This window comes from Streptococcus infantis (genome assembly GCF_047465525.1).
GTDB classification, from domain to species: Bacteria; Bacillota; Bacilli; order Lactobacillales; family Streptococcaceae; genus Streptococcus; species Streptococcus infantis_R.
Genome location: NZ_JASGZS010000004.1, coordinates 59,768 through 85,388 on the forward strand (window position 1 = coordinate 59,768; position 25,621 = coordinate 85,388).

The 25,621-nt window shown below is 40.0% G+C and carries 22 protein-coding genes; 4 read left to right on the forward strand and 18 right to left on the reverse strand.

The window, feature by feature from the left end; all coding sequences use genetic code 11:
- Positions 1-77 precede the first annotated feature (77 nt).
- The 5 genes from QM374_RS02210 to QM374_RS02230 form a co-directional block, all read right to left on the reverse strand.
- A complete protein-coding gene (locus QM374_RS02210; RefSeq protein WP_414310734.1) occupies positions 78-941 on the reverse strand; it encodes an XRE/MutR family transcriptional regulator in 864 nt (287 codons plus the stop codon).
- 104 nt (positions 942-1,045) lie between these two features.
- Entirely contained in the window at positions 1,046-2,056 is a 1,011-nt protein-coding gene (gene tsaD, locus QM374_RS02215; protein ID WP_414310735.1) for a tRNA (adenosine(37)-N6)-threonylcarbamoyltransferase complex transferase subunit TsaD, read from the reverse strand.
- Positions 2,046-2,483, reverse strand: coding sequence for a ribosomal protein S18-alanine N-acetyltransferase (gene rimI / locus QM374_RS02220; RefSeq protein WP_414310736.1), 438 nt, complete (start codon positions 2,481-2,483; stop codon positions 2,046-2,048). Before rimI ends, tsaD begins: the two co-directional genes overlap by 11 nt.
- Positions 2,480-3,163 (reverse strand): tRNA (adenosine(37)-N6)-threonylcarbamoyltransferase complex dimerization subunit type 1 TsaB, encoded by a 684-nt coding sequence (gene tsaB / locus QM374_RS02225; protein ID WP_414310737.1) that lies wholly within the window; start codon positions 3,161-3,163, stop codon positions 2,480-2,482. Before tsaB ends, rimI begins: the two co-directional genes overlap by 4 nt.
- Before the next feature lie 110 nt (positions 3,164-3,273).
- Positions 3,274-3,480 (reverse strand): hypothetical protein, encoded by a 207-nt coding sequence (locus QM374_RS02230; protein WP_414310738.1) that lies wholly within the window; start codon positions 3,478-3,480, stop codon positions 3,274-3,276.
- 399 nt (positions 3,481-3,879) lie between these two features.
- Between QM374_RS02230 and QM374_RS02235 the strand changes: the two genes are divergently transcribed.
- On the forward strand, positions 3,880-4,113 hold the full coding sequence (locus QM374_RS02235; protein ID WP_315640276.1) for a DNA-dependent RNA polymerase subunit epsilon: 234 nt from the start codon (positions 3,880-3,882) through the stop codon (positions 4,111-4,113).
- Between the two features lies 1 nt (position 4,114).
- Entirely contained in the window at positions 4,115-5,794 is a 1,680-nt protein-coding gene (rnjA, locus tag QM374_RS02240) for a ribonuclease J1 (RefSeq protein WP_311522443.1), read from the forward strand.
- A gap of 101 nt (positions 5,795-5,895) precedes the next feature.
- Here the strand turns inward: rnjA and QM374_RS02245 are convergent, their stop codons facing one another.
- The 13 genes from QM374_RS02245 to QM374_RS02305 form a co-directional block, all read right to left on the reverse strand.
- Positions 5,896-6,774, reverse strand: coding sequence for a glycosyltransferase family 2 protein (locus QM374_RS02245; RefSeq protein WP_414310761.1), 879 nt, complete (start codon positions 6,772-6,774; stop codon positions 5,896-5,898).
- A gap of 237 nt (positions 6,775-7,011) precedes the next feature.
- A complete protein-coding gene (locus tag QM374_RS02250; RefSeq protein ID WP_414310739.1) occupies positions 7,012-8,232 on the reverse strand; it encodes a hypothetical protein in 1,221 nt (406 codons plus the stop codon).
- 7 nt (positions 8,233-8,239) lie between these two features.
- Positions 8,240-9,727 (reverse strand): glycosyltransferase, encoded by a 1,488-nt coding sequence (locus QM374_RS02255; protein WP_414310740.1) that lies wholly within the window; start codon positions 9,725-9,727, stop codon positions 8,240-8,242.
- Positions 9,728-9,825: 98 nt separating this feature from the next.
- Positions 9,826-11,034 carry a glycosyltransferase family 8 protein gene (locus QM374_RS02260; RefSeq protein WP_371607936.1) on the reverse strand — a complete coding sequence of 403 codons (1,209 nt, stop codon included), beginning with the start codon at positions 11,032-11,034 and terminating at the stop codon, positions 9,826-9,828.
- A gap of 105 nt (positions 11,035-11,139) precedes the next feature.
- Positions 11,140-11,319: a glycosyltransferase gene (locus tag QM374_RS02265; RefSeq protein WP_371607937.1), complete on the reverse strand. Its 180-nt coding sequence runs from the start codon at positions 11,317-11,319 to the stop codon at positions 11,140-11,142.
- 603 nt (positions 11,320-11,922) lie between these two features.
- On the reverse strand, positions 11,923-12,960 hold the full coding sequence (locus QM374_RS02270; RefSeq protein ID WP_414310741.1) for an aldose epimerase family protein: 1,038 nt from the start codon (positions 12,958-12,960) through the stop codon (positions 11,923-11,925).
- 146 nt (positions 12,961-13,106) lie between these two features.
- Positions 13,107-14,102, reverse strand: coding sequence for a tagatose-bisphosphate aldolase (gene lacD / locus QM374_RS02275; RefSeq protein ID WP_223140328.1), 996 nt, complete (start codon positions 14,100-14,102; stop codon positions 13,107-13,109).
- A gap of 10 nt (positions 14,103-14,112) precedes the next feature.
- Positions 14,113-15,279 (reverse strand): SIS domain-containing protein, encoded by a 1,167-nt coding sequence (locus QM374_RS02280; protein ID WP_414310742.1) that lies wholly within the window; start codon positions 15,277-15,279, stop codon positions 14,113-14,115.
- A 224-nt stretch (positions 15,280-15,503) separates the two neighbouring features.
- The gene (locus QM374_RS02285) at positions 15,504-15,908 is read right to left on the reverse strand and encodes a PTS sugar transporter subunit IIA (RefSeq protein ID WP_000167443.1); all 405 of its coding nucleotides are present in this window, start codon (positions 15,906-15,908) and stop codon (positions 15,504-15,506) included.
- A gap of 3 nt (positions 15,909-15,911) precedes the next feature.
- Positions 15,912-16,733: a PTS system mannose/fructose/sorbose family transporter subunit IID gene (locus QM374_RS02290; protein WP_000185293.1), complete on the reverse strand. Its 822-nt coding sequence runs from the start codon at positions 16,731-16,733 to the stop codon at positions 15,912-15,914.
- Positions 16,720-17,625 carry a PTS mannose/fructose/sorbose/N-acetylgalactosamine transporter subunit IIC gene (locus tag QM374_RS02295; RefSeq protein ID WP_075232293.1) on the reverse strand — a complete coding sequence of 302 codons (906 nt, stop codon included), beginning with the start codon at positions 17,623-17,625 and terminating at the stop codon, positions 16,720-16,722. The genes QM374_RS02290 and QM374_RS02295 overlap by 14 nt, the downstream gene beginning before the upstream one ends.
- Before the next feature lie 26 nt (positions 17,626-17,651).
- On the reverse strand, positions 17,652-18,128 hold the full coding sequence (locus tag QM374_RS02300) for a PTS sugar transporter subunit IIB (protein ID WP_414310743.1): 477 nt from the start codon (positions 18,126-18,128) through the stop codon (positions 17,652-17,654).
- The gene (locus QM374_RS02305; RefSeq protein ID WP_414310744.1) at positions 18,125-19,912 is read right to left on the reverse strand and encodes a beta-galactosidase; all 1,788 of its coding nucleotides are present in this window, start codon (positions 19,910-19,912) and stop codon (positions 18,125-18,127) included. Before QM374_RS02305 ends, QM374_RS02300 begins: the two co-directional genes overlap by 4 nt.
- 324 nt (positions 19,913-20,236) lie before the next feature.
- Between QM374_RS02305 and QM374_RS02310 the strand changes: the two genes are divergently transcribed.
- Entirely contained in the window at positions 20,237-20,953 is a 717-nt protein-coding gene (locus tag QM374_RS02310; protein WP_414310745.1) for a GntR family transcriptional regulator, read from the forward strand.
- A 271-nt stretch (positions 20,954-21,224) separates the two neighbouring features.
- Positions 21,225-25,607, forward strand: a complete 4,383-nt coding sequence (locus QM374_RS02315) for a G5 domain-containing protein (RefSeq protein WP_414310746.1) — start codon at positions 21,225-21,227, stop codon at positions 25,605-25,607.
- Positions 25,608-25,621: the final 14 nt, after the last annotated feature.

Below are 25,621 nucleotides of genomic sequence, written 5' to 3' on the forward strand. Positions count from 1 at the left end.
CACGAAAAATTCCATATTTTAAAAATTCGCATATTTGACATTTTTTCTGGTAGGAATTTCACATTTGCGATTTCTAACTAATCGATAAGTGCTTTGTATTGTTGTAAGCGTAGTTCAAAAAGTGCTGATAATTGTGGATTTTCTAATATTTGCAGAGATTGGATAAAGTGTTCAATCTCTTTTTGATTACTTCCCTTGGTCTGAAGGAAAACACTCAATTTCTTTAAAAATTGCCATGATACTTTCTCAAAAACATCATACGGACGGAGCATGCCCTCCAACTCAGCTTCAAAGATTGGGATGTAAGAGAAAAGTTTGCGCTCCATGAGCTCTGAGATGATATTGAGATAGCCACTTTTCATATACAGTCTATTGTGTGCCAATTCTTTAAATTCCTTGGACTTTTCGAGTAAGGAGGTTGATAAAAATATCAAATCCTGGTTGCTCAAAAAAGGCATGGTATTGCAAAAGATATAGAGTTCAAACCAGGTCCAAGACTCGATAGCATAGAGATAGGTAGTTAAAAACTCGCTATCCTCCTCTGCTAGCGGATAGCTTTTATCTAGTGAATGGATAGCATCTTTAATCACAATAGAGTTCAAACGACGATAGGTCTGCGCCATCTGTTCTTGCTCAATTTCTTTCAACAATTGCTCTAAGCCAGCTATATCTTGATGGGCAAAGCGATCCACAATCCTTCTACCAAATCGCATATGTGGAGATTCTTGATAGTTGTTGAGCTTGTGCCCAAACTCATCAAAATTCATATTGATTCCTTGGATGGCTAAGATCAGCTTGTCCGCAGATAGCATAGACTGCCCTAGTTCAAACTTGGACAACTGAGAGGCTGTTAGTCCAGCACAAGCCACATCTGACTGCTTGAGCTTTCTAGCCAAGCGCAATTCCTTGTAAAATTCTCCCAATTCCATTCTCTCAATCATCTGACCACCTCCTATTTTTTATATAGTATATCATTATTTACACTTAAGTGTCAAAATATTCTGACATTTAAGCGAGCAAAAAAAGTCAGCCTTAAGCTGACTCCTTATTCCATAGTATCAAAAGCAAGACTTGGTTTGGCGTTTAGCTCCAAGCCTGCGAAGTTTTCTTTGTTCCACTCGCTAACGCTAGCATAGGCAATCATGCCTGCATTGTCTCCGCAAAGACGCAGAGGTGGAATGATGACCTTGACGTCAGTGATTTCAGCTGCCAAGCGTTCTCTTAATCCTTTGTTAGCTGCTACACCACCAGCCACAACTAGAGTTTTAACAGGATATTTCTCCAGGGCTTTCTTGGTTTTTGCCATGAGAATATCCATGACTGCTGCTTGGAAGGAGGCTGACAGGTCTTCCTTGGATAAGCTTTCTCCCTTTTGCTCGGCATTGTGGTGAAGATTGATAAAGGCAGACTTCAAACCTGAGAATGAAAACTCCAGATTGTCTTCCTTAATCATGGCACGAGGGAAATCATAAATATCCTGACCTTGATGAGCCAACTCATCAATCTCCCGACCTGCTGGATAGGTCAAGCCCATGACACGGCCAACCTTATCATAGGCTTCACCAACTGCATCATCACGAGTTTCACCAACAATCTTATAATCACCAGCCTCAGAAACATAAACCAACTCTGTGTGTCCACCGCTGACCAAGAGGGCTAGCAAGGGAAACTCCAAAGGCTCCACACTTTGAGCCGCCATAAGGTGGCCAGCCATGTGGTTCACGGGGATAAGCGGAAGTCCATGTGCCCAAGCAAAGGCCTTGGCAGCTGACAAACCAACAAGCAAGGCTCCGACCAAGCCTGGTCCATAAGTAACCGCAACAGCTGTTACATCTTCTTCTGTAATCCCTGCTTCTGCCAGCGCCTCCTCGATACAGGCTGTAATGACCTCAACGTGGTGACGACTGGCTACTTCTGGCACTACGCCACCAAAACGTTTGTGACTCTCAATTTGACTAGCAATGACATTGGACAAGAGCTCGTCGTCATTTTTCAATACGGCAACACTAGTCTCATCACAAGATGTCTCAAATGCTAAAATATATCTATCCTTCATCTATTTCTCTCTTCATGATAATGGCGTCCTCGACTGGATCATGGTAATAGACCTTTCTCTCAGCGATGACTGCCATCTTTTCTTTCTTGTAAAATGCTTGCGCTCGTTGATTTGACTTTCTGACTTCGAGGAAAATTTCCTTATCTATTGGCAAAGTTGCAAACAAGGCAGACGCAATTCCCTGACCCTGATAGTTTTGTTTGACAGCAATTTGCAGGACTTCTGCTTCAAATAAATTTTCCTGAACAGCTAAAAATCCAATCACTTCTATCCCATCGTAGGCTAAAGCATACCAGGTTTGGTCTTGAGACAGGTCTGCTTGGATTTGTTTCAAAGTCCAAGGACTGACTGGATAAACAGCTGCCATAACAGCATAGATAGCTTGAGCCAAGTCAGGCTGCTGTTGGATTCGTTTGATTTCTATCATAGGCGTTTAATGTAAGACTCGCCAGACTCGGTGTGGTTCTTGAGCCAGTTTTCCTCAGCTTCGACACGTTTGAGGTAATTCGGTACAAAGTCATGCAAGGAGTCTGCTTCCTTATCCCAAGCCAAAAGAGCTAGATTAGCTGCATTTGGTAAGGTTTCTAGATAGTTGGCTTGTGGCAATTGTTCTTGGATTTGATCTACAAAGGCTCCAACTTCTCCAACAAAGGTTACCTGATCAGCATCTTTGACTTGCTCCAAAACTTCTGCAAAAGACAAATGCGCTTCAGGAAAGACCAAATGGTCATTTTCATAAAATCCTGCATACACATTGTTACGGCGTGCGTCCATCAAAGGGACAACCAAACCTTCCTGCTGGCTCGGCGCTAGGGCTAAAAGGCTAGACATCCCAACTAACCCGATGTTCAGAGTATGAGCCAAAGTCTTGGCAGTCGCTACTGCGATTCGCAAACCTGTGTAGCTACCTGGCCCCTCTGCCACGACGATTCGATCCAAATCCTTGGGTGTCAAATCTAGACTAGCCATCAAAAAATCAATGGCTGGCATAAGGGTAATACTGTGATTTTTTTTGATATTGATTGTCGTCTCGGCAAGAAGCTGCTTGTCCTCTAAAATAGCAAGAGAAAGAGCCTTGCTGGACGTATCAAAAGCTAATACTTTCATAACACATTCCTATCTTTTTGTCTGTTTACTATTATACTACAAAAGCCCTCGCATGGGAATTTTCTTTGTTTTGAAACAAAAATGTCCTGCCAAACAGACAGGACAAGTACTTAAGCATTCAAACCAAAGTAAAATACAAGCCAGACCACATAGGTTACAAGAAGGAGGAAAATAGAATACAGTGTTACAAAGAGAATTTTCCAGTGTAAAGCTATTTTTCTATATTCCAGCCGAACAAATAGTAGATTGCCACCATAAACACAGGCAACAAAAACAGCAAATACCAAGAGACGAATCGCGATAGCTAGTTGAAACATAGAGAGCCTCCTTTCTCCAATTCTAAAGGCAAATATTTCAAAATCATCATCTAACGAAAAGGATCACAAACAGTTGTAGCAGTATGTAGAATTTCCATCCAAATAGGTGAAACATAAAATCAAGCATAGCTAGTCCTCCTTAATCAAGAAAAACCTCTTTTCTAACTTTATTATAGCACTTGCATCTGATGGCTTCAAATACTTATACAAGGTAAAATGAAACCCATTTCAAGCTCCTTACTTTCATGTTTCCTGCTTTTACTAATTCCCCTTTTTATGTTATAATTGAGATAATTGTAACGAATCAAGGTCAATAAAGACAAAAAATGAACTGGAATCAAACCAGCTTCAAACTGAGCATTTTTGAATATAGCTGACCTGAAAGCAGAAAGGAAACATATGATTTACAAAGTTTTTTATCAAGAAACAAAAGACCGTAGCCCACGTCGTGAAACAACACGCTCACTCTACTTGGACATCGATGCTAATTCAGAACTTGAAGGACGTATCGCTGCCCGCCAGCTTGTCGAAGAAAATCGTCCAGAATATAATATCGAGTATATCGAACTCTTGTCTGACAAATTGCTAGACTACGAAAAAGAAACTGGCGCATTCGAAATTACGGAGTTCTAATATGGCCTACACTCTTAAACCAGAAGAAGTCGGCGTTTTTGCCATTGGTGGTCTAGGAGAAATCGGAAAAAACACATATGGTATCGAATATCAAGACGAAATTATCATCGTTGATGCAGGGATTAAATTCCCTGAGGATGACCTACTTGGTATCGACTACGTTATCCCTGATTACTCTTACATTGTAGAAAATATCGACCGCGTCAAGGCTCTCTTGATTACCCACGGACACGAGGACCATATCGGAGGGATTCCTTTCTTGCTCAAGCAAGCAAACATCCCTATCTATGCTGGTCCACTGGCCCTTGCCTTAATCCGTGGAAAACTCGAAGAGCATGGACTTTTGCGCAATGCTACACTTCACGAAATCAACCACAACACGGAGTTGACCTTTAAAAACCTTAAAGCAACTTTCTTTAGAACTACTCACTCTATCCCAGAACCATTGGGAATTGTCATCCATACCCCTCAAGGGAAAATCGTCTGTACAGGTGACTTCAAGTTTGACTTTACACCAGTTGGTGAACCTGCAGACTTGCACCGTATGGCAGCCCTAGGTGAAGACGGAGTGCTTTGCTTACTCTCTGACTCGACCAATGCTGAAGTGCCAACCTTTACAAATTCTGAAAAGGTTGTCGGCCAGTCAATCATGAAGATTATCCAAGGTATCGAGGGACGTATCATCTTTGCATCCTTTGCCTCAAATATCTTCCGTCTCCAGCAAGCAACGGAAGCTGCTGTTAAGACCGGGCGTAAGATTGCTGTCTTTGGGCGCTCTATGGAAAAGGCCATTGTCAACGGAATCGAGCTTGGCTACATCAAAGCTCCTAAGGGAACCTTTATCGAGCCAAATGAAATCAAAGACTATCCTGCAGGCGAGGTTCTCATCCTCTGTACAGGTAGTCAGGGTGAGCCGATGGCAGCCCTCTCTCGTATCGCCAACGGAACCCACCGTCAGGTGCAACTCCAACCAGGTGATACGGTTATCTTCTCATCTAGCCCAATTCCAGGAAACACCACTAGCGTCAACAAGTTGATTAACATCATTTCTGAAGCTGGTGTCGAAGTTATCCACGGTAAAGTGAACAATATCCATACATCTGGACACGGTGGCCAGCAAGAACAAAAACTCATGCTCCGCTTGATTAAGCCCAAATACTTCATGCCTGTCCACGGTGAATACCGCATGCAAAAAGTCCACGCTGGACTAGCGGTGGATACTGGTGTCGAGAAGGACAATATCTTTATCATGAGCAATGGTGATGTGCTTGCCCTCACTGCAAATTCTGCCCGCATCGCAGGTCATTTCAACGCTCAGGATATCTACGTCGATGGTAATCGTATCGGTGAAATCGGCGCTGCTGTCCTTAAAGATCGTCGCGATCTATCTGAAGATGGCGTTGTACTGGCTGTCGCAACCGTTGACTTCAAGTCTCAGATGATCCTATCTGGACCAGATATTCTCAGCCGTGGATTTGTCTACATGAGAGAGTCCGGCGACTTGATTCGCCAAAGCCAACGTATCCTTTTCAATGCTATTCGTATCGCATTGAAAAACAAAGATGCCAGCGTCCAATCTGTCAATGGCGCTATCGTAAATGCCATTCGACCATTCCTTTATGAAAATACTGAACGTGAACCAATCATCATTCCGATGATTCTCACACCAGATGAAGAATAAGAAAAAATTCTCTGAAATCGAATGACTTCAGAGAATTTTTTTATTTTACAATAAGTTGAATTATTTTTCTTTAATCAACTAGTCTATAAATCCTATCGCTCTCACCGACGCTTGGTCTCAATAGCTTTTTTCACCAAAATCTGTTGATAAGCTTCCATATCTCCGCGTTTCAATGCTTCTTCTTCATGAATGGATAATCGCCATTTATAAGCTTGAATTTCCTTATCCAATAACTCCTGAGGTGCCCCAATCAGATTCAAAATAGTCAGACGCTCTTCAATACTCTTTAAAGGATAAACATCTGCAAGATTAACTGTTCTAGTCACACTTGTGGAGCGTTTTCTATGAATATAAATGGCTTTATTCATATAGGCAATCTTATCTGCTTGAAGATAAACCTTATAGGTCGTATAATCGTCTTCTACCTTCTGATCCGTTGGATAGACAATATCCTTGAAAAGCTCCGCTTTATAGAGTTTTGCCCACGGAACAGTAAAACATTGACTAAGATTATATTTTCCGTCATATTGATGATGGAACCAATCAAAAGGGCTATACACTTGTTCAAAATAGTTATCTGCACCTACATGGATTAAAAAACTTCCCTGATCTTCAATAAACTGAGTGAAATTACCAATTGCAATATCTGCATCCGTTTTTTTCAATAAATCATAAAGGTTTTGGATATGGTCTAACTCTAGCCAATCATCATTATCCACAAAGACAATGTAATCACCTGTCACAGCTTCCAAGGCACGATTGCGACTGGAAGCAACTCCTCCATTTGGCTTATGGTAAACTTTAACACGCGCATCTTGATTTTTATATCGTTGACAAATAGCTGCCGAACCGTCAGTTGAACCATCATTGATTAAAATAACTTCAAGATTTTGATAAGTTTGTTGAAGAATGCTATCTAAAAATTTTTCAAGATAGGCCTCTGACATATAAACAGGGACGATAACACTTATTTTTTCTATTTTTATTTCTTTCTTTACTCAATTTTTAGTCTAGTTTCTTCAAATATTTCTGAATCGATACAATCATATCCTCTTAGCCACAAACTCTTGATTACATTTCTCCATACTAAGTTGATGATTGAAATACAAATTGTCAGCAAGTGAAATACTAAGCTAAACGCTATATAGTTATTGATATCTTTATCTAGGAAGATCTACTCTAAAGCTTTCACGATACTTCTCTTATTTATCCATCATTTAAAAAAGTAACTTCAACTCTTCCCTGATCGCTAAGTACGGATTCATCTTTTGTTTATCATAAGCAGATTGATATTTTTCTGGATTTGCAAGTTGGGATAATTTGTCAATCATCTCTGCTACACCATCCCTTGGAAACACATGGTCAGTAGCATAAAACTCTGGTTGGTGGCACGTTTCCTTAAAAGCATAAAGGATCATACCATTTTCAAGAGCTGTACGGCTACCATCAAGTATTTCCTGCGCATGAGAAATATCCAGATAAATCCTACACGTTAGTAAAAGTTTTTCATATATCTCTCTAGACAGGCCTGGGTAGAGATGAACATTTGCATGACAATCCAGATCTAATAAACGTCCTCCCATTACTGTTAAAGCAGCAATATGAAATTCAAAATTCGGTAGGGCAGATACAAGCACTTCAATTTGTTCTAGTTCTTGCGTATCTGTCAAAATCAAAATATGCGGACGAAACTCCCTAAAGGCGCCAAGAAACGTTGGCAGATAAATCAGGGGAGGATTCATATTATCTGTCTTAAATTTCAAATCTCGGGTCAGTAGTTTCCCACAACGCTCTTTTAGATACGAAATATCTTCCGTGGAAAACTCTTCTCTCATATAAAATACTAACTGATTAGATGAGAGGTTAGGCATTTCCCTAAGCAAGTTTATATCTGATAACACTATGCAATCACCTGTAGATAATTGTTTATCTAAAACCAGTTTTCTTGCTTCATCAATTGAAGGAAGCCCCTGTTCCTGACCGTTTGCTTCTCGATAAAGTGCACGATCATGAGATGAAAAAAGATAGAGTTGTTCTTGACTTTCCTGACCATAAATGTCTATCTCTTTTTTCCCACCACTCCAAATTTCTCTATGAAAACAAGTTCCCGATAAATCGTAATGATCTCTTGCACAACAAACACCTTTGTTATCATACCATTCGACTAACTCCACCATTTGTGGCCACTGAGGATAACAGAAAATCTTCCCTTTTTTATTTCCTTCCGCTACGATATCACCTGTAGAAAGAACCTCCCAAAATCGAGGTAAGGGAAGTTGAGTCATGTGTAAGGGACTTGAATTTTCATGATTAGAAAAAAAACTAGTAAAAATATTGTTAATCGTTAATGGTTTCAGATCCATCCCCATGAGTTCTAAATCTTTTTTTAGGCGATCGTCATCTGAAGACCATTCCCTCGTCAGATAATAATACATCATTGCTTTTTTATTCCCATTCTCTAGTCAAAAATTCATACCATTGTTTTGTTATGCAGTCTGATAAATATTCTTCAGCCAAGCGGTAAGAGCCTTCCCTCAGCTGTTTGATCTGTTTGAAGGCTTTCTCTAAAGCTTTTGTTAAATCAACCACAATTTCCTCATCCGAACGAGCATCAAAAGGAACTAAATAACCATTTTTACCCTCCTGAATAAAGGTCTGATTTCCATAAGGTACATCTAGACCAACAAGAGCTTGTCCAGAACCAATTGCTTCTAACAAAGTTATACCAAAAGTTTCCCATTCCGAGGTAGCCAGGTAAAGTTCATACTCTTTGAAACGGTTTGAAATTGTCTGATGCCCCTTAAGATGGATATAATTTTGTGCTCCTAGATTGGCAATCTCTGCTTCAATATCCTGCCATAGCATCCCTTGCCCATAGATATCTAAGTTGACGTCTGGAAAAATTTCATGAAAAGCAACGATGGCTTTGATTGCTAAGTCTAACCGTTTTCGGCGTTCAAACCGCGCGGCAATCATCACAGAATAAGGTTTTCGTTCATCAGCTAATTGCAACTGTTCTAGGGCAGCTACTGGAAGAACGCGAACTTGACCAGTTTTCCCTAGTAATGCTAAATGTTTTTCCAATTCATCCTTCTGTGATTGCGTTGATACTAAAATATCATCAAATTCCTCGGCATATTGAAAAAGGTGATAGTATTCAGAATTGATCTGATCTCCCCAATAATGAATAGAGTGCACAACACAGGATAATCTTGCTTCTCCTTTTAAACGTAAAATAGGTGATGTGAAGGGAACATTCTCTAGACGATCAATAAATACATGATCCTCTTTACTAAACTGCAACTCTGATAAGGCTCGCTCTAAAAATTCAGACTCACTATAGAACCACTCCGATCCACACCGATAAACTGCTTCAGTATCCTCACCTGGTTCTTTCTTAATCTCTTCAAAGGCTATGGAACCATCTCTATTATGAAACAGTCGGCGAACAACTCTAGCTTCTAGACCAAATCCAGCATCCACTGCTGTAAAAAATTCTGTGAACAACTTTTTCTTACCATAATGTTCTCTACGAAGTAAACGACCAAATACATAATAATCTACATAATCCACATAATCCGGTTTTAGACTGTTTTTATGTAGAATGGTAGTCACACCATCTTGTTCTTGAAAAATCAATTCACAATTATTTTCCTTATATTCAGTAGTCAGGTGTAAGAGCTGCTTCATATCATCTATACGGATCCCCAAGCTCATATCACGCTGATCTGTCAACAACATATGTGCTAATAGGATTTCTTCCTCAAGATGACCCAAAGAAAGGTAATAGTCCCATTTAAAGCGAGGAGGGACCTGTGTAAAAACAAAACTGGCAGGAAGGTCCAAGTCGCGAAAAACCTTCCCACGATATGCTTGAGCAACATCTACACCATTTGGTTCTAAACCCACCATAAGATTAAAAGTGTAAAGCATTCTTTAACTCCAAACTAAACTCTAATCACAAGCATCAAAGCATAGACTCCATAAAAGAAGTGAACTAGCGAATGATTAGATTATCTACTAAAACTTTCTCATTTATCTAACGAATTGAGGTAAGCTTTAATCGCCACTACCATCACTTCAGGAGTTTGTGAAGAAAAAATCTGACTTCCTCCTGTTGGGTCCTTACTGGTATTATCAAAAGCAAAGATCGGTTTCCCTAATTTATGAATCTCCTGAGTGATATTCATAATTTCGTTAAAATGATTGATATCCAAATAAAAATCGATTTTGCTAAGAACATTTTCAAAATTATAAGGATTGAACTGTGGATAAATGGACACATTTAAATATCGTTGTAAATCGACCACTTGGGAGGCAAAAGTTGTATGAGCCAAAATATGAAAATGAACCTCAGGTAGTGCTTTTATCAAAAACTCCAAGTGCTCCATCTCGCAAGCATTTGTAAAGATTGCAGTATGATATTTTTCTTTTTCTGTAAGCTCATCTAAACCATGTTTGATAATCTCTTTCCGTAAGATAATATCTGACCAATCTAAAGCATAGAAGAACCACCACTTATCTCCCAAGCGATTATTATATACAGCTGACCATGGTTTTTCGTCTGTATAATGAATAACAGAAACCTCTGATTCATATTGATTCGCTTTTACATACCATTCATCTTTTTGAAAACGTGTCGCAATAGTATCCATTCCAACCATAAAATTGTAATTGACGTCTAGCTCTTTCCATTGCCCTACAAAAAATCGGTTTAAAATTCCTTGATCACCAAACTCAACTTCATGGTACTGATCTGCTAATTCAAACAATTTTGTTGAAATCGCATGCTCTCTCCAATGGGCATTATTTATCAATAAAACGCCTGAATTGAAATTTGTTTGCTGCAATTCATCTCTAACTGCTGCGACTGGGCTATCACCTAGATCTATTGCAAAAAGGGGTGTTAAATCTCCATTGACAATAATATCCGAATCAAGATATAAAACCTTATCTTCCTTCAGTATGTCTGGAATAAAAAAGCGAAAATAAGCTGCGTATGATAAATGCGCCGTTGGTAAATGATATTTTCGGAGATGATTATTAGAAATCTTTACATTTACAATTTCTGAATGAATAGCTTTCAATCGCTGATTCATAATACGAAACCATTCCGAAGGTAGATCGTCATTAAAAACATAAAATTTTATATTATCGTTATAAGCACAAACAGACTTGATAGTAGTTTCCACCTTATCCATATATCCATTATCTGCTCCAAGTACGATTGCTTTCTTCATTTTTCAATCCCTTTTATCTAACGTTTATTTTCTTTTTCTATTAACTAATAAAATCTGTCGAATTTCATCTACCATTTTTGAGGTTCTTCATGGGCGATTACTTTATCAAAGAGTTCTGCTTGATGGGCTACAATATCTAAGGGCAGCACAGTTTTTCCCTAGATCTTGATAGGTTTGATTGAGAATACTATCTAGACATTGTCGTAAGTAGTTTTCAACGTTGTAAACTGATACAATTATACTAATTTTTCTGTCATTTTTATATTTCTCTTTATACTTTTCCAAAGTTATGAAAAACGGTTCTTCAGTAGGATTCCCAATTCACTACTAGCTTTCTATAGTTTGCGGAAAAATTCTCTGATGAAAGCTGAGATATCTTTACTCATGATTTTATCCAGCCTCTCAGTAGTCAACTCCTCTGACCGGTTCCACCAATATCCTTGATTTGACCATCGGGTAACAGTTGAAAAAAGCGCTGATGTTGCTTATTTTTATGTAAAAATATACAGAATTTTCCAGATACTGATACCATTGCTAATCTTCCCCTTATAACTTTGACCAAGAACACGAATCTTCTATAGAGAGTTTTTTCCAAAAAATCTTTATAAAAATCTAGTATTTTTTAGTCAAAAGCCTAGATTTATTCCATTTTAATTATACCTTATTTTTAGCAAAAGAGCTATCATATAAATATATCTATTAGATATTATTGTAGCATTCAACTATCAATATAAGTCAATCATCTTTATTCAGTAAGAATATTTGATATATAGAATTATCTTCTAAACTTGAGATTATTTCCTTATTTTTCAAAAATCAAAAAACCTAGATTCTAACAGCTAGTAAATAACTAACGGTTAAAGTCTAGGTTTACTCAGAAAACAATCATTATTTCACAACAAGCTCGTAACGAGTTTTGCTGGTGAATGTTTCACCTGCTTTGAGGATGACTTGGTCTTTAAGATCGCTATGAATAGCATCTGGTAAAGCTTGCGCCTCAAGAGCAATTCCATTGTGCTGAATCATTGGCTTACCAGCGATGATGACACTCTCATCCACAAAGTTTGCTGTGTAGACCACAAAGCAAGGAGCCTCTGTCTTGAAGAGCAAGAAGCGACCTGAACCTTGATCATAGAGGAATCCAGCATTGTCATGTCCTGCAGGAAGAGCAAATGGATGGTCCAAACCAGATACGAGTTTGATTTGCTCATCTTCTTCTGCAAAGATATCTTTCAACAAAGCACCATTGTAGATATGTTTGACCACATCACGGTTAGCATCTGGAGTTTTAGCTGGGACACCGTCAGGAGCGATTGGATAGATACCCTCTGTATTCAGTTGGAAAACATGGCGGTCAACTGTCTGAGTGAAATCACCTGACAAGTTAAAGTAGCTATGGTTAGTTGGATTGACCAAGGTATCCTGGTCTGTCGTTACCTTGTAACTAACTTCGTAGGCACCATTTTCTTCCAAGTAGTAGCTAATCCAGATCTTAAGATTGCCAGGGAAACCTCCAGTCCCGTCTGCTCTCTCTGTGTAAAGAGTCAAACCATTATCATTAACTTCGACTAGCTCAAACAAGCTAGAATCCCAACCAGTTGAGCCACTGTGGTTACAGTTGCTAGCATTGTTGACTTCTAGTTCATAGGTCTTCCCATTGAGTTCAAATGTCGCACCTGCGATACGACCTGCTACCGGACCTACACTTGCTCCATGTTTAGGGCTATTTCCCACATAACTTTCGAAATCGTCAAAACCTAGAATAACATTAGCAAAATTACCAGCCTTATCTGGAGTTACATAGCGTAAAATTGTTGCTCCATAGGTCATAATTTCCAGTTGGTAGCCTGCCTCCGTTTCAAAACGGTAAGCGAGGACATCCTTGCCATCAACTTTCCCAAATACACGTTCTGTGTATGCTTTCATCCTTCTCTCCTTTTTCTATTTCAATTAAGTAAACAAACCATAGAAAGCGCATTCACGTTCTATGGTTTTATTGTATGATTTACAGACACCTTTGTCAAGAAACCATAAATATTTTCTTAACAAAAGTAGTTCCTTCTATTCCTGTTCTATGCTTCTACACGTTCAGTCCATGAAGTAGCTGTTGTTTGAAGAACCTTATTAAGTTCATCAATGTTTTCAAATCCAGTTGTACGAAGCCATTCGCGGGCTGCTGCTTCACCATCTTTGATGTAAGCTTCAACTGATCCAGCCCATGTTGCACGTCCACAAAGAACTCCGTTGAAATTTGCACCTGATTCGTGGGCAAATACAAGAGTTTCTTGGAAGAGCTTAGCGGATACACCTGCACTCAAGTAAATGTAAGGAAGGTTAGTTGCTTCGTCTTGTGCTTTGAAGAATGCTGCTGCCTCTTCACGTGTATGAACGATTTCTCCATCACCAAAACCTTCAACGTATTTCACATTGACTGGAACTTCCACTTTCAAAACATCGATGTTGAAACGTGGGTCGGAGAAGACCTTCATCGCACCAATAACCTTGTGTGGTTTCACTTTAGCGTATTCAGCAGAACCTGCATCAGCAATTTTTTCATCGTAAGCAAGGATTTCAAGGAAGAATGGAATGTCTTCTGCCACACACTCAGAACCGATACGTTCAATGTAGGCTTGTTTTTGTTGGTTGAGTTCGTCAGAGCTATCTACGTCATAGTAAAGCAAGAACTTAACAGCATCTGCACCTTGTTCTTTGATACGTTTTGCAGACCAAACATCCAAGCAGTCTGGCAAACGTTTTGTGCTTGTTGTGTCGTAGCCTGTTTTTTCATAAGCAAGGAGAAGACCAGCTTTTGGATCAAGAGCTTTAGTCGCTGGAAGTCCATACTCAGGGTCAAGTAGCATAGACGAAGCGTATTTTGTCAATTCATCTGCTACCAAGACTTTTAATTCTTCCATTTGAGCTACTGTTGGCTCTTCAGTTTGGTATTGAGCCATGAGACGTTTCAAAGCACCACGTTGGTCAAAGGCAAGAGCTGAGATGATACCATTCTCATCAGAGAGTTTTTGCATGCAAGCAAGTTTATTGGGGCTTAATGTTAATTTACTCATAGATTCTTCCTTATTTTTCAAACTCGTGAATAATGACACCTTGAACAACACGGTTCACTGTACCTGTTGGTGATGGTGTATCAGGTCTGTTTCCAACCTTAAGCGAAGTCAAAAGTGCAAATAATTGACCGTAAACGATGTAAGGGAAAACACGGTAAACATCATTCAAAACGCCACCGCAGCCAAGCGCTACTTCCTTCACATTCTCAAGTCCAAAGGCTTGATCGCTTAAAAGCACAACGCGACGGGCAATTTGATCCCCAGCAACTTCACGAACCAAGTCCAAGTCATACTTACGAGTATAATCTGTTGTAGTACCGAAGACCAAAACTACAGTATCTTCATTGATAAGAGATTTTGGACCGTGACGGAAGCCGACTGGACTTTCATACATAGTCGCAACTTGACCAGCAGTCAATTCCAAAATTTTCAGTTGTGCTTCATGAGCAAGTCCGAAGAATGGACCTGCACCTAGATAAATCACACGATTAAAGTCTAGGTCAACCAACTCTTTGACATCTGCTACATTGTCAAGAACTTTGCGAGCAAGACTAGAAAGCACTTCAAATCGTTCAACTTTAACAGCAAATTCTGTTGGATCAAATACCAAAAGTGCGGTCAACATCATTGAAGTGAAGCTTGAAGTCATAGCAAAGCCAGCATCGTTAGAAGCAGCTGGTTGCAAGAGCAAGAGGTTGCGATCATCACCATGCGCTTGGAGAGCCAATTTCCCTTCAGCTGCACATGTGATGGTCACTTGATAAAGCTCATCAACCAAAGCCTTGGCCAAGTCAACTGTTGCCACACTCTCAGGTGAGTTCCCGCTACGCGCGAATGATACCAAAACAGTTGCTACATCTTTTTTCAAATAAGTTTGTGGATTAGCTACGATATCAGTTGTCGCAATAGCATTGAAGTTCCATTTACGCTCATCGTAAACTTCTTTAAAGTAAGGAACCAGAGTATCACCTACATAGGCAGAAGTTCCAGCACCAGTTAGGATTACTTTGATATAGTCATGCTTATCTGCAATTCCTTGCAAGAAAGCTGCAATTTCATCACGTCGTGCTTGATAAGTTTCAAAAGCTTCTTTCCAAACATCTGGTTGTTGGTAGATTTCGCATGTTGTGATTTCTGCCCCCAACTCAAGCAATTCTTCTTTTGTATAATCTAGCATTGAGTTCCTCTAATCTATTATTATATTGTTTTTTATCTAAAATATGGGAATGGGAGTAAGCCCCATTCCCATGTATATTCTATATAAAATGCTCTAACGGTTTTCACGTTGTCACATCGTATACTCAATGAAAATCAAAGAGCAAACTAGGAAGCTAGCCGAAGGCTGTACTCAAGTACGGCAAGGCGAAGCTGACGTGGTTTGAATTTGATTTTTGAAGAGTATTATTCATCTTCATCGTCATCGAAGCTTGCCAATAAATCATTAACTTTGACAATGCTTTCTGAAGCACGACTCTTATAATCTGCATCAGCGCCGGTTAGGCTCGCATTGATAAACTCAATAACCATTGGAAGATTCATTCCTGCGTAAAGTTCGATGTCACGACCTTCCATAATCAGACGGCTCACCACATTACATGGTGTTCCACCAAGGAGGTCAGCAAAGACTAGGAAATCATCCAAACCTTCGACAGCGGCTTCAAATTTTGCAGTGAAATCTTCTGGTCCATCTTCTGGAAGAAGAGCTACCGCATGAATGTTGTCTTGTGGACCCATAATCATTTCTGTGCTACCTTTAAGTTCTTCACAAAAACGTCCATGACTCACTAAAATTAATGATTTAGTCATAAATTATGCGCCCATTCCAAGTGCAAATTTACCAAAGGCAGAAAGAGCCAAGGCAAGCACGATAATGATACCGATAGCTTTTGTAGAGTTCATACCTTTCTTACCAAGCAACCAGAAGATAAAGGCTGTGAAGATTGCTGGAAGCAAGCGTGGGAAGATTGAGTTCAAGATATCTTGGAAGTCAATCATCTTTTCACCGATTGGCAATTTGTATGAAATTTCAAAATTGATCATTGTTGCTACAAGAGCACCCATCATGAACACACCAAGTACAGATGCAGCTTCAATCAAAGCTGTCAAAGTGCTTTGCATGTTGTTGATAAGGTTAACCCCTTCTTTGTAGGCAAATTCCAACTGTTTCCAACGGAAGATGTCATATGCTACTGCAACTGCGATCCAAAGGAAGATACCCCAAGGTTGACCAGCGATAGCCATTGTTGCAGCGATAGATCCCATGATAGCAGGTACAAGCGAACCAAAGATAGTATCTCCAAGAGGAGCGAATGGTCCCATCAAACCTGTCTTGATACCGTTAACCGCATCTTTTGAGCCAACGCCATCTTTTTCTTCCATAGCAAGGTCAAAACCAGCGATGATTGTGTGGAAGAATGGTGAAGTGTTGAAGAATTGAGTATGAACTTTCATCATTTCTTTCAACTCAGGAGTTCCATCTCCATACATTTTACGTAATTGTGGCAAGATCATGTAAAGGTAACCTGATGCTTGCATACGCTCGTAGTTCCATCCCAATTGGAAAGTGAACAAGCTACGTTTGTTAATTTGATTAAAATCTTCTTTTGTTAATTTGTAATTAGAATTCGTCATCTTCAATTTCCCCACTTTCTGATGGTGTAGAAGGTGCTGCTACAGCAACTTTTTGGCTGTTCTTGAAGTGAACAACCGCAAGGAAGATACCTACGATAGAGATACCGATCATAGACAATCCTTTGAAGTTGTTGGCAAAGCCAATTTTTTCAGCAACGTCAGCAGGAAGAGTGCCAATGATACCAGCAACTGCTCCACCAAGACCTGTTACGTATGAGTAAAGAACAGTCAACATAGCTGTCAAACCGAATCCCATAGCAAGGTAGTGAAGGTTACGTTTAACTGGAAGGTAACGAAGCAAGATAGCGAATCCAAGACCTGGAAGCATACGACCTGCAAGAGTCAAACCGTCTGCAACCCATTGGAATTCTTTAACAAGGTTTACAACTGCTTGTACGAATTCTCCACCAAAAGCAAGGGCGAAGAATACTGGAAGGGCACGAGAAGCAGCCCATGGAAGCGCACCAAGAAGGTAGTTACGTTCGATTGCTTTATAGTCAAAGCGTTCGATCGCAGCATCAATACGGTGTGCGAAGAATGTAGTAGTCATACGACCAAGTACGTCGAAGTAAGTCAAAAGTGCCGCTACTGGTACAGCGATTGTAGTGATCGCAAGATCTGTTTCGATACCTTGTGAAACTGAGAAAGCTGTCGCAAGAACCGCACCAGAAGTTGCGTCGATACGAGAAGCACCACCGAAGGTACCTACCCCAAGGACAAACAACTGCAAGCTACCACCGATAAACAAACCAGTTGTCAAATCTCCCATGATCAAACCAGTAATGAAACCAGCGAATACAGGGGAACCTGCAGAAGAAACGATCGTCAACTCATCACAGATTTGATAAGCTGAGTACAGAGTGAGAAGTAAAATTTGCCACCATTGTATCATAACAATGACCTCCTAAAAATTTTTTCCTATTTTAATAAGCTCAAAAAGTCTGAAACTGGATCATTTGGAACCATTTGAGCAGTAAGTTTAACACCTTTTTCCGCCAATTTGTGGAAATCTTCCACGTCTTTATCTACAACGTTGATAGAACGTGTAATCGCACGTGTTTCTGGTGTTTGAGACATGTTGCCGACATTGACAGTTTCAAGTGGCACACCTGCTTCTACCAAACCGAGGAAACGGTCAGGCTTGCGTACTACAATCAAAAGACGTTGGCTATCGTATTTACCAGCAAGGATATTGGCTGCAGCTTTTTCAACTGGCAAAATGCTAAGTTTTACACCTGGTGGTGTTGCAAGTTTCAATCCGCTCTTTTCAACATCGTTGTTAACAACCTCATTGTCAACGACCATGATACGTGAAACATTAAGTTTAGCAGACCAAAGGTTTGCTACTTGTCCGTGGATCAAACGTCCATCGATACGGCATCCTACAATTGTCATAAATTTTCCCCCTTTATATGTTTTAGTGTAGGTTTACGAGTTAAATGTATGTGATCTTTATACTCCCCTTCAGTTTCAAAGATAATGATGCGGTTATCACCTTCCTTGAGATAGCTGTGCGGAATATAAAGCGATAAGGTTGGACCAACATTCCAGAAACGTCCGAGATGATGGCCATTGACATAGACAATCCCTTTACCAAACTCAGATAGTTCTAAGTAGGTGTCCTTCGGAGCCTCAACTTCAAAGTCATAGGCGTAAAAGGCAGGTTGTCCTTCTGTCCATCCTTTTGAGAAATCAATCTTTTCAGGATTATCTAGTGGAAGCGGATAGTGTTCCCAGTTCAGCATAAAGTGTAGGTCTTTGCAGACACCTGTACGAATCCCTTTTCGTTGTGTATCTGCTAGGAACTTATGCCCGTAATTGACACGACCCATATTTTCAATAAGGATGTCAAATCTAGAGAGCGCTTTCTTTTTTCCTTGATAGAAGACATCTTCTCCAATTTCAGTCTGGTACTGAGTTGCGACCCATTTCCCATCTACAAATAGCTGAGCTCTATCGCGTCCATCAATGATACGGATGCGTTCTTCTTCTGCGTCCCAGCTAGCTTCTGTACGATAGAGTAGGTAGCCATAGCTTTGTCCCAACTCTTCCATTTTCTTAGGATAGAGACTCTCGATAGGACTTGTCAGGCTATCCAAGGTTTCGAAAAGAGAAACTTTCTCGACCAGTGGAATGTTTTCGACTTCCATACTCTCTTTGTAAAGTGGCTCTAATTGTGGATACTCAGGATAGTAAGTCGCCATCATTTCTTTAACTGCCATGTATTTAGCAGTTGGATTGCCAGCTTCATTAAGGAGAGCGTCATAATCATAAGATGTTACTTGTGGTAAATCGATGGTTCCTCGAGCTGAACAACCATTCATAAAACCAAAGTTAGTTCCACCGTGGAACATGTAAAGGTTGATAGAGCCTTGCTCTAGCACCTCATGTACGGCTTCTGCTAACTCCTCTGGCTCACGCGTGATGACTGGTTCTTTCCATCGGTTAAACCATCCATCCCAGAATTCCATACACATGAGTGGCCATTTCTTGCCATACTCATCAAAGAACTCTTGCATTTGCGAGAAGTTAAAGTTAGCTTTTGAACCAAAGTTCCCTGTCACAAAGAGATCATCTTCAATCAAGGTACCAGCTTTCAGAGTTGCTCGCCATGGGCCATCAGATGTAAAGAGCGGACAAGTCACTGAACGTTCTTCCATCAATCGGCGAATCTCACGCAAGTAGGCCTTGTCCTCACCGTATGAACCGTACTCATTTTCAACCTGCATCATGAGGATGTTACCACCATTGTCAAACAATCTTGAAACAAGACGTGGAAGTAAATGATCGTAGTAACGTCCTACCATTTCAACAAAGGCTGGATCAGAAGAACGGATTCGCATGTCTTTCTTTAAAAGCCATGCTGGTAAACCACCAAATTCCCACTCTGCACAGATAAAGGGAGATGGTCGAACAATAGCATACAAGCCTAAGTCCTGAGCTGTCTGAAGAAATTTTTCAATATCAAGATTGCCTTCAAAATTGAAGTTTCCTTCAGTTGGCTCATGCAAATTCCAAGCGACATATGTTTCAACAGTGTTAAAACCTAAAGCCTTGAGATTATACAATGAATGATACCAGTCTTCTTCAGGAATTCTAAAATAATGAATGGCACCAGATAAAATTTTGAATGGTTCCCCATCTAGGTAAAAATCATCCTCAATTTTAAACCTTGTCATTTTACCACCCCATACTTTTTCGTTTGCGCTTTCATTTGTTATTATATTAAATGATAAACTAATGAATCCATCTTGTCAATAGATTTTTCGAAAATTATTTAAAATTTTTCTTTTTTTTACTGAATTGTTTTCTAAAATTCTTGTAAAAAATTTTTTTCTTAAATATTTTCGATCTAGATAGCATAAATGTATGAGTTTTTAACCGTAAATAATATGTAAGTCAATCGCTTAGAATATTATTTTATTTTTTTACATTATTTACTATCATTTTCAAACTATTTATGGTAAAATCGAAGATGGAGAAGGAAAAAATGAGGTGAAAATATGGCAATTCCAAAGTATCAATATATCAAAGATGAATTGAAAAATAAAATCATTTCAGGTCAATTTGCAAGTGGCGACAAGTTCTACACTGAAGCAGAGTTGATTGCAATGTATGACGTAAGTTCGATCACTGTTGTTCGCGCCTTAAACGACCTTGCTAAAGACGGTTATATTGTCCGCCAACAAGGAAAGGGAACCTTTGTGGCTCGCGCTCGCAAACACAAACTCGTAGAATTTTCTGATGTAGAAATTTTTGAAACCAAGGACGATAAAGTCACTGTTCTTTCCATTGAACGCGGTAACGATCTTAACTACTTAGAAAAATTAGGATTGCGTGGCGATCAATTTTATTACAAAATCGAACGTATCCGTGAATCTAACGGTGCTACTTATATCTACCACACATCTTATATCCCTGAACAATACATCAATGCAAATTATCCAAATCTTGAATACTATAGTTCTATCTATAATCGTTTCAAATTGGACTACCACATTCACATGAATGACGAGCATTTTGAAGAAATCAATGAAATTGTATTTCCAACTCCAGAACATGCTGCTTCTATCCTAGGAATCGACTCTCAGTTCCCAACTGTTCTCCAAACCAAGACAACTAAACTTGAGTCAACTGGCCAAGTGTTGGAATACATTGAAACATACAAACGTTCTGATTTCTATAAGATTAAATTTATCTCATGTGATCGCGATCACTAAACATTAAAAAGTCTGAGACAATTGTTTCAGGCTTTTCTGTTTTTCATTATAGCACGCCAGCTTTTAGTAAGAAATATCAAATGGCTTTAAACTATAATTTGGAGAAATTTTACTAAAAACAGAGCAAAAATTGAAAAGCAGTTCAAATTAAATAACTTCTTATATTTTTTATAGGTATTTTATTAAAATACTTGACTTTACTAGATTCAGATAATACAATGGAATCAGTTTGTGAAAACGCTACCAAAACAATAAATTAGGAGGTTATTTAATGAAACCAGAAAATAAACAGCGTTTCTCTATTCGTAAATACGCAATCGGGGCAGCTTCTGTCTTGATCGGCTTTGCCTTTCATGCGCAAGCTGTTGCCGCTGATGGAGTCGTACCTACTACAACAGAGAATCAACCTACTATCCAAGCCGCAGGAGAATCGTCTCCACAGGCCAGCGAAGAAAAACTTGAAACTAGTCCTACACCAGAAGCCGTAGCTCCTGCAGCTCCAGTGACACCTGTAACAAACACTGAAGCACCAAAAGTTGAAGCTACTCCTGCACCTATCGTAGAAAAAACTGTTGCAACCGAAGAAACTCCAGCAAAACCAGAAGTAACTGAAGAAGCTAAGCAGCCAGAACCAGAAAAGGCAGAAAACAAAGAAGTTGCTAAAGTTGAAGCTCCTGTAGTCGCTACAGAGAAAGCAGCTCAAGTCAATGAAAAACTAGCTAAAAAGAAAATCGTTTCAATCGATGCAGGGCGAAAATACTTCTCTCCTGAACAACTGAAAGAAATCATCGACAAAGCCAAACACTATGGCTATACTGATCTTCATCTCCTAGTCGGAAATGACGGCTTGCGCTTTATGCTAGATGATATGTCCCTAACTGTAGGAGACAAGACTTATGCGAGCGACGATGTCAAACGCGCTGTTGAAAACGGAACAAACGCCTACTACAACGATCCAAACGGCAATCATCTAACTGAAAGCCAAATGACCGACTTGATTAACTATGCCAAGGATAAAGGTATTGGACTTATCCCATCTGTTAACAGTCCTGGTCACATGGACGCTATCCTCAGTGCCATGAAAGAACTGGGTATTGAAAAGCCTAACTTTAACTATTTTGGTAAAGAATCAGCACGTACTGTCGACCTTGACAATGAAAAAGCAGTTGCCTTCACAAAAGCTTTGATTGACAAGTATGCAGGCTACTTTGCTGGTAAATCTGAAATCTTCAACATCGGTTTGGATGAGTACGCTAACGATGCTACTGATGCTAAAGGATGGAGCGTTCTTCAAGCCTATAAATGGTATCCAGAAGATGGATTCCCAGACAAGGGCTATGACAAATTCATCGCCTATGCTAATGACCTAGCTCGTATCGTCAAATCTCACGGTTTAAAACCTATGGCCTTCAACGACGGTATCTACTATAATAGCGATACAAGTTTTGGTACCTTTGACAAGGACATCATCGTCTCTATGTGGACTGGTGGCTGGGGCGGTTACGATGTCGCTTCTTCTAAATTACTAGCTGAAAAAGGACACGAAATCCTCAATACTAACGATGCTTGGTACTACGTTCTCGGCCGTAATGCTGATGGACAAGGTTGGTATAACCTGGACCAAGGTTTGAACGGTATTAAGAGTACACCGATTACTTCGGTTCCAAAAACTGAAGGTGCGGATATTCCTATTATCGGTGGTATGGTAGCTGCTTGGGCTGATACTCCATCTGCTCGCTACTCTCCATCTCGTCTCTTCAAACTCATGCGTCAATTCGCAAACTCAAATGCTGAATACTTCGCTGCTGATTACGAGTCTGCTGAACAAGCTCTGAAAGAAGTTCCAACAGACCTTACTCGCTACACAGAAGAAAGTATTGCAGCCGTTAAAGAAGCTGAAAAATCCATCCGTTCTCTCGATAGCAACCTCAGCCGTGCTCAACAAGATACTATTGACCAAGCGATCGCAAAACTCCAAGAAGCTGTTGGTAACTTGACCTTCACTCCAGAAGCTCAAAAAGAAGAAGACGCTAAACGCGAAGTTGAAAAACTAGCTAAGAACAAGGTTATCTCTATCGATGCTGGTCGTAAATACTTCACGCTAGACCAACTTAAACGCATCGTAGATAAAGCCAGCGAACTCGGTTACTCTGACCTTCACTTGCTCCTTGGAAACGATGGACTTCGCTTCCTACTTGATGATATGAGTATCTCAGCAAACGGCAAGACCTATGCAAGTGACGATGTGAAAAATGCCATCATTGAGGGAACAAAATCTTACTACGATGATCCTAATGGAACTACTTTGAACCAAGCTGAAATTACTGAACTTATCCAGTATGCTAAGGACAAAGGTATTGGACTAATCCCAGCTATCAATAGCCCAGGTCACATGGATGCTATGCTTGTCGCTATGGAAAAATTAGGCATCGCAAACCCTCAAGCTAACTTTGACAAGGTTTCAAAAACAACCATGGACCTTGAAAACGAAGAAGCAATGAACTTTACAAAAGCCCTTATCGGCAAGTACATGGACTTCTTTGCAGGCAAAACTAAGATCTTTAACTATGGTACAGATGAGTATGCCAATGATGCTACCAACGCTCAAGGTTGGTACTACCTCAAGTGGTATGGCCTCTACGGTAAATTTGCTGAATACTCTAATAGTTTAGCTGCCATGGCTAAAGAAAAAGGTCTTCAACCAATGGCCTTTAACGATGGCTTCTACTACGAAGACAAGGATGATGTTGAGTTTGATAAAGACGTTATCATCTCTTACTGGTCTAAAGGATGGTGGGGTTACAACCTTGCGTCTCCTCAATATCTAGCAAGCAAAGGCTATAAATTCCTTAACACGAATGGAGATTGGTACTACATTCTCGGTCAAAAACCAGAAGATGGTGGTGGCTTCCTCAAGAAAGCTATTGAAAATACTGAAAAAACTCCATTTAACCAACTAGCATCAACTAAATATCCTGAAGTTGACCTACCTACTGTTGGTAGTATGTTAGCTATCTGGGCTGATAGACCAAGTGCAGAATACAAGGAAGAAGAAATCTTTGAACTCATGACTGCCTTTGCAGATCACAACAAAGACTACTTCCGTGCTGACTACAAAGCGCTACGCGAAGAACTTGCTCAAATCCCTGAAAACTTAGAAGGATACAGTACAGAAAGTCTTGACGCTCTCAAGGCTGCTAAAGAAGCTCTGAACTACAATCTTAACCGTAATAAACAAGCTGAGTTGGATGCCCTCGTAGCTAATCTTAAAGCAGCTAGACTAGGGCTTAAGCCAGCCGCAACTCACTCAGGAAGTCTTGATGAGAGTGAAACTGCTGCTGCAGTTGAAAACCGACCAGAGCTTCTAGTTAAGACAGAAGAAATTCCGTTTGAGATTGTTAAGAAAGACAATCCTAACCTTCCAGCAGGACAAGAGAAAGTCATCACTGTCGGTGTCAAAGGAGAACGTACAAATTACCTTTCTGTCGTAACTGAAAATGGTGAAGCACATGAAACTCTCCTTGATTCTAAGGTAACAGTAGAACCTGTCGCTCAAGTGGTAGAGGTAGGAAACCCTGTCACTCACGTCGGCGACGAAGAAGGAGTTGCTCCTGTGGCAGATGCAAAACCACGTGTTGTGATTGAAGACGAAGAAATTCCATTTACAACTATCACTCGTGAAACTGATGCATTGCCTAAGGGAGAAACTCGTGTCGTAACTGAAGGAGTGAACGGTCATCGCAGCTACTTCTATTCTGTAACTACGGCTGCTGATGGAACTGAAGTTAAAACTCTAGTAAGCAGTGAAGTAAGCCTAGAACCGATTACTCAAGTGGTAGAAGTGGGGAACCCTATTACTCACCTTGGGGATGAAAAGGGACAAGCTACTATTGCTGAAAACAAACCGAGAGTTGACATCCAAAATGAAGAAATTCCATTCACAACCATCACTCGTGAAACTAATCAATTACCTAAAGGACAATCTCGTATCGTGACTGAAGGTGTTAAGGGATGTCGGAGTCATTTCTACTCTGTGTCTACTGCTACTGATGGTTCTGAAGTGAAAACTTTAATCAACACTGTTGTTGCTCAAGAACCTGTCACTCAAATCATAGAAGTTGGCAATCCTGTCACTCATGTTGGTGATGATAAAGGGCAAGCTGCTATCGCTGAAAATAAACCACGTGTTGTCATCGAAGACGAAGAAATTCCGTTTACAACTATCACTCGTGAAACTGATGCCTTACCTAAAGGAGAAACTCGTATAGTAACCGAAGGCGTTAAGGGTCGTCGTAGCCATTTCTATTCAGTGTCTACTGCTGCTGATGGAACTGAAGTTAAAACTCTAGTAAGCAGTGAAGTAAGCCTAGAACCGATTACTAAAGTGATTGAAGTGGGGAACCCTGTCACTCATGTTGGTGATGAACATGGTCAAGCAGCTATCGCTGAAGAAAAACCAACACTAGAAATCCCAAGCGAGCCAGCTCCAGCAACTGTTCCTGCTGAGGAAAATAAAGCTCTTCCTCAAGGTCCAGCTCCTGTAGCAAAAGAGAAAAAACTACCTGAAACAGGAACTCAAGGCTCAGAATGGTTGATTGCTACTGGTCTTATGACTGCTCTCACAGCTTACGGACTTAGCAAGAAAAAAGATTAAAGATGAATCTTTTG

Excerpts from the sequence above, each read along its gene's own strand:
- QM374_RS02210 (WP_414310734.1), bottom strand. The coding sequence starts at position 941 with ATGATTGAGAGAATGGAATTGGGAGAATTTTACAAGGAATTGCGCTTG.
- tsaD (WP_414310735.1), bottom strand. The coding sequence starts at position 2,056 with ATGAAGGATAGATATATTTTAGCATTTGAGACATCTTGTGATGAGACT.
- rimI (WP_414310736.1), bottom strand. The coding sequence starts at position 2,483 with ATGATAGAAATCAAACGAATCCAACAGCAGCCTGACTTGGCTCAAGCT.
- tsaB (WP_414310737.1), bottom strand. The coding sequence starts at position 3,163 with ATGAAAGTATTAGCTTTTGATACGTCCAGCAAGGCTCTTTCTCTTGCT.
- QM374_RS02230 (WP_414310738.1), bottom strand. The coding sequence starts at position 3,480 with ATGTTTCAACTAGCTATCGCGATTCGTCTCTTGGTATTTGCTGTTTTT.
- QM374_RS02235 (WP_315640276.1), top strand. The coding sequence starts at position 3,880 with ATGATTTACAAAGTTTTTTATCAAGAAACAAAAGACCGTAGCCCACGT.
- rnjA (WP_311522443.1), top strand. The coding sequence starts at position 4,115 with ATGGCCTACACTCTTAAACCAGAAGAAGTCGGCGTTTTTGCCATTGGT.
- QM374_RS02250 (WP_414310739.1), bottom strand. The coding sequence starts at position 8,232 with ATGATGTATTATTATCTGACGAGGGAATGGTCTTCAGATGACGATCGC.
- QM374_RS02255 (WP_414310740.1), bottom strand. The coding sequence starts at position 9,727 with ATGCTTTACACTTTTAATCTTATGGTGGGTTTAGAACCAAATGGTGTA.
- QM374_RS02260 (WP_371607936.1), bottom strand. The coding sequence starts at position 11,034 with ATGAAGAAAGCAATCGTACTTGGAGCAGATAATGGATATATGGATAAG.
- QM374_RS02270 (WP_414310741.1), bottom strand. The coding sequence starts at position 12,960 with ATGAAAGCATACACAGAACGTGTATTTGGGAAAGTTGATGGCAAGGAT.
- lacD (WP_223140328.1), bottom strand. The coding sequence starts at position 14,102 with ATGAGTAAATTAACATTAAGCCCCAATAAACTTGCTTGCATGCAAAAA.
- QM374_RS02280 (WP_414310742.1), bottom strand. The coding sequence starts at position 15,279 with ATGCTAGATTATACAAAAGAAGAATTGCTTGAGTTGGGGGCAGAAATC.
- QM374_RS02285 (WP_000167443.1), bottom strand. The coding sequence starts at position 15,908 with ATGACTAAATCATTAATTTTAGTGAGTCATGGACGTTTTTGTGAAGAA.
- QM374_RS02290 (WP_000185293.1), bottom strand. The coding sequence starts at position 16,733 with ATGACGAATTCTAATTACAAATTAACAAAAGAAGATTTTAATCAAATT.
- QM374_RS02295 (WP_075232293.1), bottom strand. The coding sequence starts at position 17,625 with ATGATACAATGGTGGCAAATTTTACTTCTCACTCTGTACTCAGCTTAT.
- QM374_RS02300 (WP_414310743.1), bottom strand. The coding sequence starts at position 18,128 with ATGACAATTGTAGGATGCCGTATCGATGGACGTTTGATCCACGGACAA.
- QM374_RS02305 (WP_414310744.1), bottom strand. The coding sequence starts at position 19,912 with ATGACAAGGTTTAAAATTGAGGATGATTTTTACCTAGATGGGGAACCA.
- QM374_RS02310 (WP_414310745.1), top strand. The coding sequence starts at position 20,237 with ATGGCAATTCCAAAGTATCAATATATCAAAGATGAATTGAAAAATAAA.
- QM374_RS02315 (WP_414310746.1), top strand. The coding sequence starts at position 21,225 with ATGAAACCAGAAAATAAACAGCGTTTCTCTATTCGTAAATACGCAATC.